The sequence below is a fragment of the Martinezella paranaensis genome (genome assembly GCF_014200235.1).
Taxonomy (GTDB): Bacteria; Pseudomonadota; Alphaproteobacteria; order Rhizobiales; family Rhizobiaceae; genus Rhizobium; species Rhizobium paranaense.
In genome coordinates, this window is record NZ_JACHBI010000015.1 from 91,376 (window position 1) to 107,390 (window position 16,015).

General features: G+C 60.4%; 10 protein-coding genes. 4 read left to right on the top strand and 6 right to left on the bottom strand.

Annotated elements, in window-relative coordinates:
• The first annotated feature begins 136 nt into the window (after positions 1-136).
• Both GGD50_RS27025 and purH read left to right on the top strand, forming a co-directional pair.
• Positions 137-1,783, top strand: coding sequence for a heparinase II/III family protein (locus GGD50_RS27025; protein WP_107106356.1), 1,647 nt, complete (start codon positions 137-139; stop codon positions 1,781-1,783).
• Positions 1,784-1,872: 89 nt separating this feature from the next.
• Complete coding sequence (gene purH, locus GGD50_RS27030; RefSeq protein WP_183940098.1) at positions 1,873-3,489, top strand: bifunctional phosphoribosylaminoimidazolecarboxamide formyltransferase/IMP cyclohydrolase; 1,617 nt, start codon at positions 1,873-1,875, stop codon at positions 3,487-3,489.
• Positions 3,490-3,646: 157 nt separating this feature from the next.
• Here purH and GGD50_RS27035 read toward each other — a convergent pair whose 3' ends face one another.
• Both GGD50_RS27035 and GGD50_RS27040 read right to left on the bottom strand, forming a co-directional pair.
• A complete protein-coding gene (locus GGD50_RS27035; RefSeq protein ID WP_107109920.1) occupies positions 3,647-5,035 on the bottom strand; it encodes an MFS transporter in 1,389 nt (462 codons plus the stop codon).
• Between the two features lie 148 nt (positions 5,036-5,183).
• Positions 5,184-9,974 carry an NAD-glutamate dehydrogenase gene (locus tag GGD50_RS27040; RefSeq protein WP_107109919.1) on the bottom strand — a complete coding sequence of 1,597 codons (4,791 nt, stop codon included), beginning with the start codon at positions 9,972-9,974 and terminating at the stop codon, positions 5,184-5,186.
• A 294-nt stretch (positions 9,975-10,268) separates the two neighbouring features.
• Here GGD50_RS27040 and pdxY point away from each other — a divergent pair, with 294 nt between their 5' ends.
• Both pdxY and GGD50_RS27050 read left to right on the top strand, forming a co-directional pair.
• Positions 10,269-11,144 (top strand): pyridoxal kinase PdxY, encoded by an 876-nt coding sequence (pdxY, locus tag GGD50_RS27045; RefSeq protein WP_107109918.1) that lies wholly within the window; start codon positions 10,269-10,271, stop codon positions 11,142-11,144.
• 72 nt (positions 11,145-11,216) lie between these two features.
• The gene (locus GGD50_RS27050; protein ID WP_107109917.1) at positions 11,217-11,858 is read left to right on the top strand and encodes a carbonic anhydrase; all 642 of its coding nucleotides are present in this window, start codon (positions 11,217-11,219) and stop codon (positions 11,856-11,858) included.
• 75 nt (positions 11,859-11,933) lie between these two features.
• Here the strand turns inward: GGD50_RS27050 and GGD50_RS27055 are convergent, their stop codons facing one another.
• The 4 genes from GGD50_RS27055 to GGD50_RS27070 form a co-directional block, all read right to left on the bottom strand.
• Positions 11,934-12,755, bottom strand: a complete 822-nt coding sequence (locus GGD50_RS27055; protein ID WP_107109916.1) for a lytic murein transglycosylase — start codon at positions 12,753-12,755, stop codon at positions 11,934-11,936.
• Positions 12,756-13,042: 287 nt separating this feature from the next.
• Complete coding sequence (locus tag GGD50_RS27060) at positions 13,043-14,077, bottom strand: aspartate-semialdehyde dehydrogenase (protein WP_104824905.1); 1,035 nt, start codon at positions 14,075-14,077, stop codon at positions 13,043-13,045.
• Between the two features lie 327 nt (positions 14,078-14,404).
• Entirely contained in the window at positions 14,405-14,914 is a 510-nt protein-coding gene (locus GGD50_RS27065; protein WP_107109915.1) for a Dps family protein, read from the bottom strand.
• A gap of 303 nt (positions 14,915-15,217) precedes the next feature.
• Positions 15,218-15,967 carry a glucose 1-dehydrogenase gene (locus tag GGD50_RS27070; protein WP_107109914.1) on the bottom strand — a complete coding sequence of 250 codons (750 nt, stop codon included), beginning with the start codon at positions 15,965-15,967 and terminating at the stop codon, positions 15,218-15,220.
• Positions 15,968-16,015: the final 48 nt, after the last annotated feature.

Genomic DNA, 16,015 nt, shown 5'->3' on the forward strand with positions numbered 1-16,015 from the left:
CGCTTACGCTCGAGCTGATCAAAAGTAGGGCACAATGTCCTTATTTGGCATATTCCTAACCTCTTCTTAACCACCGAGATAGAGAGTAAGCATAAGCAAATATGCAGTTTTCCGGCAGGGTTCGGTGAGTTTACACATGCGGGAAGCATGGCGGCGAATGTCGCGCCGCGCGGCGTTGACGCGATTGCGTCTCACCCGCCACACGATGCGTGTGCCGGAACGATTGATCGTGGCCCCGACGGACCTGCGCAGCATCGATCCTTTTTTCGTCGAAGAGCTTTTGAACGGCCGGATTCTGTTGGCCGGCCGGGTGCTGGAGACGGAGGGGAAATCGCCCTTCGCCCTGGAGCTGCCGTCGCAGGCCTTTGCCGCGCGCCTGCACAGCTTCCGCTGGCTGCGGCATTTGCGGGCGGAGAAAAGCGATCAGGCCTCGGCCCTGGCGCGCGCCATCCTCAATGACTGGATGGCCGTGCACGGCCGTCGGCTGCATGGGATAGCCTGGTCGCCCGATATTGCGGCACAGCGGTTGATCGCCTGGTTGTCGCATTCGCCCGTGGTCCTGCAGGGCACCGATGGCGGCTTTTATCGCCGTTTCATGCGCATGCTGGTCTTCCATGTCCGTTATCTCCGCCGCGTGGCAGCAACGACGCGTGACGGCGAGACACGGTTTCGGGTGCGGATCGCGCTTGCCATGTCCTCGGTCGCCATGCCGAATGGCGCCTCGACGCTGAAGCGCGCCGGCCAGGCACTCGACCGCGAAATCGACCGGCAGATCCTTCAAGATGGCGGGCATATCTCGCGCAATCCGCGCGTGGCGCTGGAGCTGCTGCTCGATCTGTTGCCGTTGCGCCAGACCTACGTCAATCTCGGCCATGATGCGCCGCCGCGGCTGATCCCCGGCATCGACCGCATGTATCCCGCCCTGCGTTTCTTCCGGCATCAGGATGGCGATCTCGCGCTGTTCAATGGCGCGACGTCGACGCTTGCCAACGAGCTGATGTCCGTCCTGCGCTATGACGAAACCGCCGGCCAGGTGTTCAAGGCGCTACCGCATACGAAATACCATCGGCTGGCAGCCGGACAGGCCGTGGTCATCATCGATACCGGGGCGCCCGCTTCTGCGGATCTCAGCCGCACGGCGCATGCGGGCTGCCTGTCCTTCGAAATGTCTTCCGGCAAATACCGCTTCATCGTCAATTCCGGCTCGCCGAATTTTGCCGGTGACCGCTATCTTCAGGCAGCGCGCGCCACGGCGGCGCATTCGACGGTGACGCTCGACGATACCTCGTCGAGCCTGTTTTCCAAGTCGAAATCTCTCGGTCCCGTTATGGTCAGCGGGGTGAAGAAGGTCATCGTCGACCGCGCCGAGACGGAAGATGGCCGTGACTATGTCCGGGCGGTGCATGACGGCTATCTCTCGACCTTCGGTTATGCCCATGAGCGCGAGCTGAGCCTGAATGCCAGCGGCACTATTCTTGCCGGTCGTGACCGCTTTTTCGTGCCGGAGGGCAAGAAATCGCTGCTGAAGAGCGACGGTCTGGCCTCTGCCCGCTTCCACGTTCATCCCTCCATCAGTTTGCTGCAGACCGAAACCGATGCGGCGTTGCTGATTGCACCTGACGGCGAGACCTGGGTATTCTCCTCACCGGGCAACGAGGTGTTGGTGGCGGAGGATATCTTTTTTGCCGACGCTTCCGGCATGCGCTCCTCCGACCAGCTCGAGATCGTTTTCCCGATCGCCGAAAAGCCGGAAATCCGCTGGTTTTTATCCCATCGGCCATAGGCTAAGTGCTTAAGCTGTGTTAACGGGGCGGGCATATTGTCCCGCGCCGTTCTTGCCGGACATCTCCTCACGCTAGACTGGAGAAAGCCATGGCCGTCGTTTCCAAAAAAATCCCAGCCCCCGACAAAGTGAAGGTAAAGACCGCGCTTCTGTCCGTCTCGGACAAGACCGGCATTGTCGAGCTTGCCCGGGCACTCAGCGAAAAGGGTGTGCGCCTGCTGTCGACCGGCGGCACGCACAAGACGATCGCGGCCGCCGGCCTTGCCGTCACCGATGTGTCGGAAGTGACGAATTTTCCGGAGATCATGGACGGCCGCGTCAAGACGCTGCATCCGAAGGTGCATGGCGGTCTGCTTGCCATTCGCGATGACGCCGAGCACCAGGCGGCGATGAAGGAGCACGGCATCGAGGGCATCGACCTCGCCGTCATCAATCTCTATCCCTTCGAAGATGTCCGCAAGGCCGGCGGCGATTATCCGACGACTGTCGAGAATATCGACATCGGCGGTCCCGCCATGATCCGCGCTTCGGCCAAGAACCATGCCTATGTGACGATCCTCACAGATCCGGCCGACTATCCGGAGCTGCTGGAGCAGCTTTCGGCCGATGCCGGTCAGACGGCCTATGCCTTCCGTCAGCGCATGGCCGCCAAGGCTTTCGCCCGCACCGCTGCCTATGACGCGATGATCTCCAACTGGTTTGCCGAAGCTCTCGATATCGCCACGCCGCGCCACCGCGTCATCGGCGGCATATTGCGCGAGGAGATGCGTTACGGCGAAAACCCGCATCAGAAGGCGGCGTTCTACGTCACCGGCGAGAACCGTCCCGGCGTTTCAACGGCGGCGCTGCTCCAGGGCAAGCAGCTTTCCTATAACAACATCAACGATACGGACGCCGCTTATGAACTCGTTGCCGAGTTCCTGCCGGAAAATGGTCCGGCCTGCGCGATCATCAAGCATGCCAATCCCTGCGGCGTTGCCACCGGTCCGAGCCTCCTTGAAGCCTATAAGCGGGCTCTTGCCTGCGATTCCGTCTCGGCCTTCGGCGGCATTATCGCGTTGAACAGCCTGCTCGATGCGGAAACGGCAGAAGAGATCGTCAAGCTCTTCACCGAAGTCATCATCGCGCCTGAGGTCAGCGAAGAAGCCAAGGCAATTATCGCCCGCAAGCCGAACCTCCGCCTGCTTTCCGTCGGCGCCCTGCCCGATCCGCGTGCAGCCGGCCTGACCGCCAAGACCGTGTCTGGCGGTCTGCTGGTGCAGAATCGCGACAATGCGCTGGTCGAAGATATGGAGCTGAAGGTCGTCACCAAGCGTGCACCGACGGCGCAGGAGCTGGAAGACATGAAGTTTGCCTTCCGTGTCGCCAAGCATGTGAAATCCAACGCCGTTGTCTACGCCAAGGATGGCCAGACGGCGGGTATCGGCGCCGGCCAGATGAGCCGCGTCGATTCGGCCCGCATCGCCGCGATCAAGGCTGAGGAAGCCGCCAAGGCCATGGGGCTTGTCGAACCGCTAACGCGCGGCTCCGCCGTGGCGTCCGAAGCCTTCCTGCCGTTTGCCGACGGCCTGCTCTCGGCGATTGCCGCAGGTGCTACGGCCGTCATTCAGCCGGGTGGTTCGATGCGTGACCAGGAAGTCATCGATGCTGCCAACGAGCACAATGTCGCGATGGTCTTCACGGGCGTGCGCCACTTCCGTCACTAACATCGTCGCTACTCCACCCTCATCCTGAGTCTGTCGAAGGACGAGGGTGGCCCCGTAGGCTACCACCCGCCCTCGTGGTTCGAGACGGCCCTGTGGGCCTCCTCACCATGAGGGCTAGTCATCTCACCGGTATATCCCTTATCAAAGGAGGGATATTTTACTTCGCCTTGTCAGCCGGGTACGGTGTCGGCAGCAGTAGCAGCAGCCCGCCAGCGAGGAAAATGATGAGCGTTGCCATGCCAAGGCGCGCTGAGCCGCTCCAATAGGTCACCAGAGAGAAGAATAGCGTCGCCATGAAGCTGGTTGCTCGGCCGGAGAGTGCGTAGATGCCGAAATAGCGGCCCGCCTCATGAAGGCTGACGCTGCGGGCAAGATAGGAGCGCGATGAGGCCTGCACAGGGCCGAAGGCGATGCCGATCAATAGGCCGTAGCCGATATAGGCTTTTTCCGCTGCGGTGCCGAACAGACCGCCGGAGCTGACCGTCGAGAGCGGTACGAGGCCGAAAAGCGTGAAGCCCGGGCCTGTCGAGATGATGCCGAGGGTTGCGATAAGCAACAATGTTAGGCTGATGAGGACGGTCGTTTTCGAGCCGAGCCAACGGTCGACATAGCTAGCCGCAAAGCAGCCAAAAATCGCGATGACGTTGAGGATGATGCCGTAGATGCCGATCTCGATTGTTGTCCAATGGAACATGCCTGCAGCAAAGGCGCCGCCGAGAAACAGCAGGCCGTTGACGCCATCCTGATAGATCATACGGGCAATGAGGAAGAGGCTGATGCCGCGCCGGCGCTTCAATTCACCCAAGGTCGTCGAGAGCTCGCGCAGGCCCGAACGCACTGCTGCGTAAAGCGGCAGGCCGCGTGGGGCGTCGGGCGTGAACAAAAACATCGGCAGGATAAAGATGAAATACCACACGGCAGAGATTGGCCCGGTGATGCGCGCATCCTCGCCGAGCCTTGCGTCGAGGCCGAAGAGCGGCTTCAGACCGAAAATAGTCTTGCCGGTTTGCGGATCGCCGGCCAGCAGCGTTACGACGGTGATCAATACGATCATGCCGCCGAGATAGCCAAGTCCCCAGGCAGCGTTTGACAGCTTGCCGACATCGTCCTTGCCGACCAGCCGGGGCATCATGGAATCGTTGAAAACGATCGAGAACTCGGCCGAGATCGACGCGAGGATCATGAAGATGATGGGATAGATCAAAGGCGAGCCTGGTGCCGCGCCCCAGAGGCAGAGGAGGCTTACGATCTTGATGACGGCGAAGAAGGCAATCCAGGGCTTGCGAGCGCCAGATTGATCGGCGATCGAACCGAGTACCGGCGACAACACGGCGATGATCACCGAAGAGATCGTCCCCATGTTAGCCCAGTCTATCTGCGCAGAGGCGGGATCCGCCGTCAGCCGCGCGACGAAATAAGGACCGAAGATGAAGGTGGTGACGACGGTGAAGAACGGCTGTGCCGCCCAGTCGAAGAACATCCACCCCCAGATGCCCCGCGCCGGCACTTTTGCCGGCGCATCGTCCCTTATTTCTGTAGCCACCAAATGCCTGCCCCTGTTTCCATAGCGCGGATAGAGCGGTTCAGCGTTTCCCGGAATCGCTTTCCCGCTCTATCCTTGTTTTTACGCATTCCGGACGGAAAACCGCTTCGCAGTTTTCCTGGAATTGCTCAATCGAACCGGGCGGACTGTGTCATCTCGCCCGGTCATGCGCAAGGTCGGTCAGGAGGCCGGCGGCAACGGTAATCCGGGCAAGGTTCGGATCGCCGCTTTCGCTGAGGCCCGCAAGCTCTTCGGCAATGCGGTTGATGCGGATGCGGTCTTCGGCGTGCCAGGCGAGGATCGGTTGCTTGTCCTTGGGATGATTGCTGAGCGCCGAGATGACGATATCGCGGCGAGCGCCTGCGATCTGGTCGAGGCTGCGGGCCAGCGCCAGGCTTTCATAGTGATCGCCGGTGATGATCCGGCTGCCGGCAAGTAGCAGGCGGCCGACGCGGAAGGTCTGCGACACCGTGAAGTAGCTTTCGGCGGCGCGGTTGAGCGTATCGCCCGTGCGCTCGGCGATCTGCATGATCTCCGGCACGAGGACGAGCGCGTAGATCGTCGCGATCTCGGACGCGAGCTTTTCCGGGAGGCCGGCGGTCTGATAATCCGCCTGCCGGGTCGCGATCTCGGCTGCGAAATCCGCCGGGATCTGGCTGAGGAAGACAGGCCGCAGCCGTTTCAATGCTGCCTGAAGCCGGCTAACGGTTTCCTCCATGTCGCCTTTGGCCGCTCCGGTTTTCAGCAGCAGGCGGGTCAGCACCGTATAGACTTCGGTGATTTCGCCATAGACGCGGTTCTGCGTCTGGCCGCCGACTTTACCGTCGAGCGCATCGGTCTCGTTCCACAGCCTGTCGAGATCGAAGCCGTCGCGGGCGAGCACGGCAGCCTTGACCACTTCAGCGGCAGAAGCGGCCGTTGCATCCATCATGCTGACGGCAAAGCCCGGTCCGCCGCGGTTGATCGCTTCGTTTGCCAATGCCGTTGCGATGATTTCGCGGCGCAGCCGGTGGCCGGCGATATCGGCGGCATGTGAGCGCTGCATCTTCGCCGGGAAATATCGGCTGAGCGTCGCGGCAAAATAGGGGTCGTCCGGCAGGTCGCTCGCCGCCAAGGCATCGAAGAGGACGATCTTGGCATAGGAGAGCAGGACGCCGATCTCGGCGCGGCTGAGCGGCCGGCCATTGGCGTAGCGCTCGGCAAAGGTCTGGTCGTCCGGCAGCGTCTCGACCTTGCGGTTGAGCTGTTTTGCGCCTTCGAGAACACTCATGAAGCGGCTGAGCTCCAGACCGTTGCCAGTGCCCTTGCGTTCCGTCAGCGAGATCGCCAGCGACTGCAGATAGTTGTTGCGGAGCACCAGTGTCGCGACTTCGTCGGTCATCGATGCCAGTAGCGTATCGCGTTTGGCGCGCGTCAGGCGGCCATCAAACATGGCGGATGCCAGCGCAATCTTGATATTGACCTCGACGTCCGAGGTGTTGACGCCGGCGGAATTGTCGATGGCGTCGGAATTGCAGCGTCCACCCTTGAGGCCGTAGGCGATGCGGCCCTTCTGGGTGACGCCGAGATTGGCGCCTTCGCCGATGACCTTCGCGCGAACCTCCTCCGCGGTAATGCGGATCGGATCGTTGGCGCGATCGCCGACTTCCGAATCCGTTTCGGCCGGCGCCTTCACATAGGTGCCGATGCCGCCGAACCAGAGCAGGTCCACCGGGCTCTTCAGGATCGCCGTCATGATCTCGAAGGGTGTCGCCACCGTCTTGTCGATGCCGATAGTGGCAGCGGCCTCATGTGTCAGCGTCACCGATTTGGCCGAACGCGAGATGATCATCGCACCCTTCGACAGGACGCTCTTGTCGAAATCCTGCCAGCTCGAGCGGGCGAGATTGAAAAGCCGCTGCCGCTCGGCAAGCGTCTTTTTCATGTCCGGATCCGGATCGATGAAGATGTCGCGGTGATCGAAGGCGGCGAGCAGGCGGATTTTGGGTGACAGCAGCATGCCGTTGCCGAAGACGTCGCCGGACATGTCGCCGACGCCGGCGACGGTGAAGGGCGTCGTCTGGATATCGATATCCATTTCACGGAAGTGCCGTTTGACGGTCTCCCAGGCACCACGGGCGGTGATGCCCATCTTCTTGTGGTCGTAGCCGGCCGAGCCGCCCGAGGCAAAGGCGTCGTCGAGCCAGAAACCGGCTTCCTGCGCCAGGGCATTGGCGGTGTCGGAGAAAGTAGCCGTGCCCTTGTCGGCGGCGACGACGAAATAGGGGTCGTCTCCATCCTGCCGCACAGTGTCCGGCGGCGGGACGATATCGTTGCCCGAGATATTGTCGGTGATCGACAGCAGGGTGCGAATATAGGTCTTGTAGGCTTCGCGGCCGGCATTGAAGATCTCGTCGCGGCTGCCGCCGACCGGAAGTTTCTTCGGATAGAAGCCGCCCTTGGCGCCGACAGGCACGATGACGGCATTCTTCACCTGCTGCGCCTTCACAAGGCCCAGAACCTCGGTACGGTAGTCTTCAGCGCGGTCCGACCAGCGCAGGCCACCGCGGGCGACCTTGCCGAAGCGCAGGTGCACGCCCTCCACCTCGACGCCATAGACGAAGATCTCGCGGAAAGGCCGCGGCTCCGGCAGACCGTCCAGAAGCTTCGGATCGAGCTTGAAGGCAAGCATGGCCTTTGGCGTGCCATCTGGGTTTCTCTGGAAATGGTTGGTACGCAGCGTCGCGTCGACGGCATTGACGTAGCGGCGGAGAATCCGGTCGTCGTCGAGGCTTGGAACGTCGGCGAGTTCGGTCTCGATCGTCGCATGCAAGTCGCTGAGTTTCTTCGTGCGGTTCTTCTCGCTGAGCCTGGGGTCGAGCGTGTCGTGGAACAGGCGGAAGATCGAGCCCGCGATGCGCGGATATTTGTCCAGCGTCGCGGCAATGTAATCCTGCGAATAGGCAATGCCAGCCTGGCGGAGATAACGGGCATAGGCGCGCAGGACGTTGGTTTCGCGGGCGGAAAGGCCGGCGGAGATGATCAGCCGGTTGAAGCTATCATTGTCGATCGTACCGCCGAATGCAGCGAGGAAGGCTTCCTCCAGCGCCGCACCGTGGCGCGCGAGGTCGATCGTCACGCCGCCGCGAGCTTCGAGCTCCATATCATGGAGAACGATATGGCCGTTCCCGCCGTTCTTGGCGGTGACGTATATGTCGAAGGTCCGCTCGCTGAGTACGTTGAAGCCGAGGTTTTCGAGCAGCGGCACGCGGCGCGACAGCGCCAGATTGCCTTCGCCGTGGAAGATCTTCAGGGACAGGATATCGCCCGTTTCATCCTTGCGGATGTAGAAGGCGATGCGGATCTGTCCGGCACCGGCAATGGCCATGATGTTGGGCAGGTCGGCAACGGCATCCTCCGGCGAAAAGGCCTCCTGGAAGGCCTGGCTGACGGAGATATGCGGCGCCTTAGGCCCGGCCAGCATTTCGAAGCGGTCGTCCCAGCGGGCGGTGATGGCGCGGATCGCTGCTTCAAGCCTGGCCTGCGGAATGTGCGGGGTCTTGCCGCCGCTGCGGCCGATGATGAAATGCACGCGCGCCACGCCACCTTCCGGGAAGGCTGGGTAGTAGGCGGAGACGCGGCCGTCATAGACGGTCTTCAGATGATTGCCGATTCGCTCCCGGACGGAGGAATCATATTCCTCGCGCGGAACGTAGACGATGACCGAGACGAAGCGATCGAAATGGTCGATGCGCGGCAGCGCACGGACGCGCGGCCGATCGGCAAGGTCGTTGATCTGTTCGGCAAAGCTTGCGAGCAGCGTCGTATCGATCTGGAAAAGATCGTCGCGCGGATAGGATTCCAGCGTGTTGTCCAGCATGCGGCCGGAATGGCTGGCCGGGTCGAAGCCGAAGTAGTCCTTGACCTTCTGCACCTTGGAACGCAGCAGCGGCACTTCGGCGGCGGCGCTGGTGTAGGCGGTGGATGTATAGAGGCCGACGATGCGCAGTTCGCCGGTGACCTTGCCATCGGCATCGAAACGCTTGACGCCGACATAGTCCATATAGGCGCGACGATGGACGACAGACTTCACATTGGCCTTGGTGACGATCAGGAAATCCGGTCCCTCGAGGAAGGCCAGGATTTCCGGGGTCGTGGTGACGGCGTCTTTTCCCTGGCGCAGGACGAGGACATCGGGATTGGAGAGGATGCCGAGGCCGGCGCCGCGGTCGCGCTCCACCTTGGCGCTGGCGCCCTTGCCGGAATAGACATATTCGCGCATGCCAAGGAAGGTGAAATTGCCGTCGCGCAGCCAGGCGAGGAAGGCCAGCGCTTCATCGCGATCCGCTTTACGACGGCCGGTGGTCTCGTAAGTGGAAAGCTCGGATATCACCGTATCCAGCCGCGTCAGCATCGGCTTCCAGTCGGAAACGGTCAGATGCGTCTGGTCGAGCACGGTTTGCACGCGCTTGATCAAGTCCGCTGCCTGCGCCGCGGTCAGCGGCGACAGGTGCAGTTGAATATGGCTGACGCGATTGGCCGGATCGCTTGGTTGATCGGCGGAATAGAGCGTGGGTTGCTTGCCGTCTTCGATGACGAGGATCGGATGCACCGCCATGTAAAGGTCGCGGTAGCTGCTCGTCACCTCGCCCATCGCCGATTCGTAGAGGAACGGCATGTTATGATCCGTTATAGACAGGATCGAAACGGGTGCGCCTTCGGGCTCGATATTGGCGACCTGTTCGATGGTCACACGGGGAGACGAGCCGCTCCAGGCCGCCAGTTCACCCGCCGCATGCACGGCGGCAAGAGCCAGCATTTCCGGGCTGTAGCGCTCCATATCGTCATTGCTCGCCCGGCCGAACAGGATTTCCGGATCGAGATGCGCCTCGCCGGTCGCGGCGGCGATCTTGCGGGCCGCTTCGATCTGTTTTTCCCGTTTCGGATTGGTCCTCGATGCCATGAAATTCCTCCCCATTTCAGAGTTTTGGTGACCTTATCAGAAGATTTATCGAAAAAACTGGCAAAATGAATGCGGATTTCATCGCTTTTCGACGGATTTGGCCTCAAATTTTGAAAAATCTTGCTGGTTTTTGTGATCTCGATGCAAATCGCGGGAAAATCGGCGCAGAATTGGCGATATTGCGTCCTCAACAGAGGTTTTCATGACTCTGTGAAGCGTGGTTGACAGACTGACGATAAAGAGATCATCACCGGCGCCATCGTGGCCCGAAGATCGGAACTGGAAACAAGCATCATGTCGGACACTGCGGCAGGCGCCGTTATCGTCATCTCCAGCCATGTCGTCAGAGGCTCCGTCGGCAATCGCGCCGCCGTCTTCGCGCTGGAAACCCTGGGTCACCCCGTTTGGGCGCTGCCGACCATCGTTTTGCCCTGGCACCCCGGCCATGGCCGCTCCACCCGGCTAACCTTTGCCGAGGCGGATTTCGACCATGCGATCGACGATCTCATCGCCGCGCCTTGGCTGGCGGAGGTGAAGGCGGTGCTGTCGGGTTATTTCGGCAATGCAGCGCAAGTGCGCTCCGTCGCGCGGTTGGTAACGGCACTGCGGGAAAAGAACCCCGATATCTTCTATGCCTGCGATCCCGTCATCGGCGATTCCGGTGGGCTTTATGTGCCGGAAGCAACCGCGGAAGCGATCCGCGATCACCTCATCCCGCTTGCATCGCTGGCGACGCCGAACCGCCACGAGCTTGCCTGGCTCGCCGGCGCGCCGCTAGAGGACAACAATGCCGTCATGGAGGCTGCCCTGGCGCTGGGGCCGCCGCGCATGCTGGTAACGTCGGCCGTTCCGATGATGACCGGCGGCACCGGAAATCTCTATCTCAGCGGCCGCAACGCGCTGTTTGCCGAACATCGCAGCATCGACAAGGCGCCGAACGGGCTCGGCGACCTGCTCTCGGCCGTGTTCCTGTCGCGGCTGCTGTCAGGGATGGACGAAGAGCGGGCTTTGCAATTGACCACGGCCAGCGTCTACGAAGTGCTGGCGCGGGCGGTTAAGCGCGGCAGCGACGAATTGACGCTCGCCGCCGATGCTTCCAGCCTATCGACCCCCATGGCAATGGTGCAGATGCGGCGCCTGCTGCATCCGGCGCAACGGCGGAAGAAATAGCGATCGGCTCGGGCGATAGGTTTTTGCAGCGCAATAGTTGCCATCGGCCGCAGTGCGCTGTAATTCAATACTATGCTGAGCTTTCCTACCTCCCTTCTGAATGGCTATCGCAACTTCATGAGCGGGCGTTACGTCGACGAACGCGAGCGCTATCGCAGTCTGGCGGAGGATGGGCAGAAGCCCGCGGCGCTAGTGATTGCCTGTTCCGACAGCCGCTCTGCACCGGAGACTATTTTCGATGCGGGTCCCGGAGAGCTTTTCGTCATCCGCAACGTCGCCAATATGGTGCCGCCCTACGAGCCGGATGGTCATTTTCACTCGACGTCCGCAGCTCTGGAATTCGCGGTGCAGTCGCTGAAGGTCTCAGATATCGTGGTCATGGGGCATGGTCGTTGCGGCGGTATCCGCGCAGCGTTGGACCCGAATGCCGAGCCGCTGTCGCCGGGCGATTTCATCGGCCGCTGGATGGGCCTCGTAAAGCCGGCCGCCGAGCAGATCCAGAGCAATGACGTCATGACGCCGGCCGAGCGGCAGACGGCGTTGGAGCGCATCTCCATCCGCAATTCGCTCAATAATCTGCGCAGCTTTCCTGATATCAAGGCGCTGGAAGAGGAAGGGAAATTGAGCCTGCACGGTGCGTGGTTCGATATTTCGACTGGCGAGCTGTGGGTGATGGACCCCGAGACGCGCGATTTTATCCGGCCGGAAATCTGAGACCTCGATAGGGACAAACGAAAAAGACGCCCGGGCCATTTGGCCGAGCGCCTTTTATCAATTTTGTCGCCGTGATTATTGGCCGTCGATCTGCTTGCCGATATAGGCGATTGCCTGCTGGTAGACGGCTGCATCGTTCCAGCCACCGATCGCTGCGAAGTTCGGCTCGCCGGGCTGATAGCCAAGACCCGGCTGCCAGCCATGGCCCTTCAGGAAGTTTGCAGTCGAGGCCAGCGCGTCGGCGCGGGATCCGACCAGATCGACCCTGCCGTCGCCATCGCCGTCGACACCGAAATTGACGACGTTCTTCGGCATGAATTGCGTCTGGCCGATTTCGCCATGGGCTGCACCGCGGGCGGTCGGGCTAAGATAGCCTTCGCCGACGAGCTTGAGGGCGGCATAGAGCTGATCGGTGAAATAATCGGAGCGGCGGCAGTCATAAGCGAGCGTCGACACGGCGGAAAGCGTATGCTGGTCGCCCATGAAGCCACCGAAACCGGTTTCCATGCCCCAGATAGCAATGATCGGGCCGGCGGGCACGCCATAGCGCTTCTCGATTTTCGCAAACAACGGGGCATTGGCCTGCTTCATGGCCTTGCCGCGGGTAATGATCGTCTGGCCGCCGCGCTTCCTCATGAAGTCTTCGAAGGAGAGCTTGAAGCTTTTCTGACCGCGATCGGCGCGGATGGTTGGTTGATTGTAGTGCACGTTGGCAAAGGCCCGGTCGAGAACAGAGGCGCTGACGCCCTGAGCCTGGGCTTCCTGCTTGAATTGCTGCACCCAATTCTCAAAACCAGCCGACGTATTGCCACAAGCTGCCGCATTGGCCGCAAACGGCGTCACCAACAGCAACCCGCCTGCTACGAGAGCTGCCATTCCAGACTTTGTCATGCGCATTCAGAGTCCCCGAATTCTTACCGCGCGAGACGCGGTAACGGTTTTTGATGGCGCATAAGCCTTCTATTTTCCAGGCCTACACGCGGTCTTACTGTGACCGGACCATGCCAGTATCCGGCAATTCTGTCATTATCACGTTTTCGCGATCAATATTTCGCTTCACGTGAAACATTGCACCTAAGCAGCTTTGTAAAAGCCTCGCCTTTCGATGCGAAATGACGAGGCTTTTCTTTAAATCCTGCTTAGCCAGCAAAGGTTTAAGAACCGTAAATTGGTTTATAAACCGTTTAGGCCGCCTGCTTGCGCGGCTTGACGAGGCCGCGGTTGATCAGGAGTTCGGCAATCTGGATGGCGTTCAGTGCCGCGCCCTTGCGCAGATTGTCGGAGACGACCCAGATGTTGAGACCGTTTTCGACCGTCGCATCCTCGCGAATGCGCGAAATGTAGGTCGCGTCTTCGCCAGCAGACTCATAAGGCGTGATGTAGCCGCCGTTTTCGCGCTTATCGATGACGAGGCAGCCCGGGGCTTCGCGCAGGATATCGCGAGCCTGATCGGCAGTGATTTCGTTTTCGAATTCGATGTTGACCGATTCCGAATGGCCGATGAAGACCGGCACGCGCACGGCGGTGCAGGTGACCTTGATCTTCGGATCGAGCATCTTCTTGGTTTCGGCCAGCACCTTCCATTCTTCCTTGGTGTAGCCGTCTTCCATGAAGACATCGATGTGCGGAATGACGTTGAAGGCGATGCGCTTGGTGAACTTCTTCGACTCGATCGGATCGGCGACGAAGACGGCGCGGGTTTGGTTGAATAGCTCGTCCATGCCGTCCTTGCCAGCGCCGGAAACGGACTGGTAGGTGGAGATGACGACGCGCTTGATCTTGGCAAAGTCATGTAGCGGCTTCAGCGCCACGACGAGCTGCGCGGTCGAGCAATTCGGATTGGCGATGATGTTTCGCTTGGTGAACTGCGTGACGGCATCGGGGTTCACTTCCGGCACGATCAACGGCACGTCGGCGTCGTAGCGCCAGGCCGAGGAGTTATCGATGACGACGCAGCCCTGGGCACCGATCTTCGGCGAGAACTTCTTGGAGACATCGCCGCCGGCCGACATCAGGCAGATATCGGTATCGGAGAAATCGTAATTCTCCAGGTTCGAAACCTTCAGCGTCCGGTCGCCGAAGGAAACTTCGGTGCCCTGCGAGCGGGCCGATGCGAGCGCTACGACCTCGTCAGCCGGAAAACCGCGTTCGGACAGGATATTGAGCATTTCGCGGCCGACATTCCCGGTCGCGCCCGCAACTGCAACTTTGAAACCCATTTCTCAAGCTCTCTTTCTCTTCTCTCCTCTTTGGCGAGGGGGGAACCACGGTCATGACGACCGGTTCCTGTCCCCAGCCGAGCCGGGGAGAGAGCGGCAGGCCAGAGACGTCAGACGGTTTTCGTCGTCGTTTTGGCCTTGGTTTTGGAAGAAACCGGAAAACGGAACTCCTGCCCGGCAAATTCTGCCAGGTGATCGAATCTATCGATCTGTTCGAAGCGAACCATGGAGGTCTTCCTTTTCCGTCGCCGGTTCTAAGGGGTTTTCCACAGGAGTCAAGGATTTTGCGTTCCCACCGAGGCGGGAACGCGGAAATCGATCTCAGCCTCAGCGACTGCTGTTGCGCGTGGATTCGAACAGGAACCAGATGCGGCGTTCCGTCTCGTCCAGCCAATTTTCAAGAAGGCTGGCGGTGGCGACATCGCCATATTCATCGCAGACATCGTGCGTGGCGCGGATTTCGGCGGAAAGCCTGAGATTGTCGTCGGCCAGTTCGGCGAGCATATCCTGAGCGTCGACATATTCGGCATTATTGTCGGGGATGCGCTGCAGCTTGGCGATGTGGCCGATCGAACGCAACGTGGTGCCGCCGATCTTTCTGGCCCGTTCGGCCATCGGGTCCGTCATGGCGAAGATCTGCTCGCCCTGCTCATCCAGCAACAGGTGGTAATCGCGAAAATGTGGCCCGCTCATATGCCAATGGAAATTCTTGGTCTTGAGATAAAGGGAAAAGACGTCGGCCAGCAGCGCATTCAGTGCTGCGGAAATATCGCGTGTCGCTTCTTCGCTGAGATTGGTGCGCGTGCCCAGTTTCGATTTGGTATTGGCGGTATTCATGATGACGTGCTCCGTTTCGTTGGTCGCAACAGCGATCTCTCAGAGACTTTCACAGGAATTTACGGCGTTCGCTCGCAAGGGATCGCATTGCAGATAGGATCTGTCGTGAAGGTTTTCGCGGTCAAGATGTCGTTTGCAGCAAAAGTGGCTGCGGATCGACGGAAAAACCCGAACGGCAATGATAGTATGAAGACGGATGCGGTTTGGCAATTGTTGCCGGAGGTGCCGGCCGGCCGGATCGGCCATGGCATGGGGGACGCCGCTTCCCTCGTTGGGAGGAAAGCGGCTCTGCGGGATAAGCGGTTACTTCAAGCCGCCGCCGGCATAGAGGGTTTCGCCCGTCAACCAGCCGGAATCCTTCGAGGCGAGGAAAACAGCGATCGGAGCGATATCGGTCGGCTGGCCGAGGCGGCCAAGCGGTGTTTGCGAAACCATATGCTTCTCGAAATCGCTGCCGATAATGCCTGCCGCGATGACGCCTTCAGTCTCGACGCCGCCGGGCGAGATGGTGTTGACGCGGATGTTGCGTGGGCCGAGTTCCTTGGCAAGGATCTGGGTGATCGAGGTGACGGCGGCCTTGGTCGCCGTATAGACCGCAGCGGTCGGCAGGTTCATGGTAACGGCTGTCGAGGCGATGTTGATGACGTTCCCGCCTTCGGGGCCGAAATGTTTCACCGCTTCCTGCGTCGTCAGCAGTGTGCCGAGAACGTTGATATTGAATTCGCGGTGGAATTCTTCTTCGGTGATCTCTTCCAGCGCCTGGAATTGATAGACGCCGGCATTGTTGACGAGGATGTCGAGGCCGCCGAAGGCTTCCTTGGTTTCGGAAAAAAGCCGCTTCACGTCGGCGGATTTCGAAACATCGCCGTGTGCTGCGATCGCCTTGCCGCCTTTGGCGGTGATCTCGGCCACGACCTTGTCGGCGCCTTCCCGGCTCGACGCATAATTGACCACGACGGCCGCGCCTGCCTCGCCCAATGCCTTGGCGATGCCTGCGCCGATACCCTTCGATGCTCCGGTCACGATCGCGACCTTGCCTGCCAGCTTGCTCATGTTATCTCCTGTCGAGAAGGTTGTTAGATAATTTTATAACTATCGAAT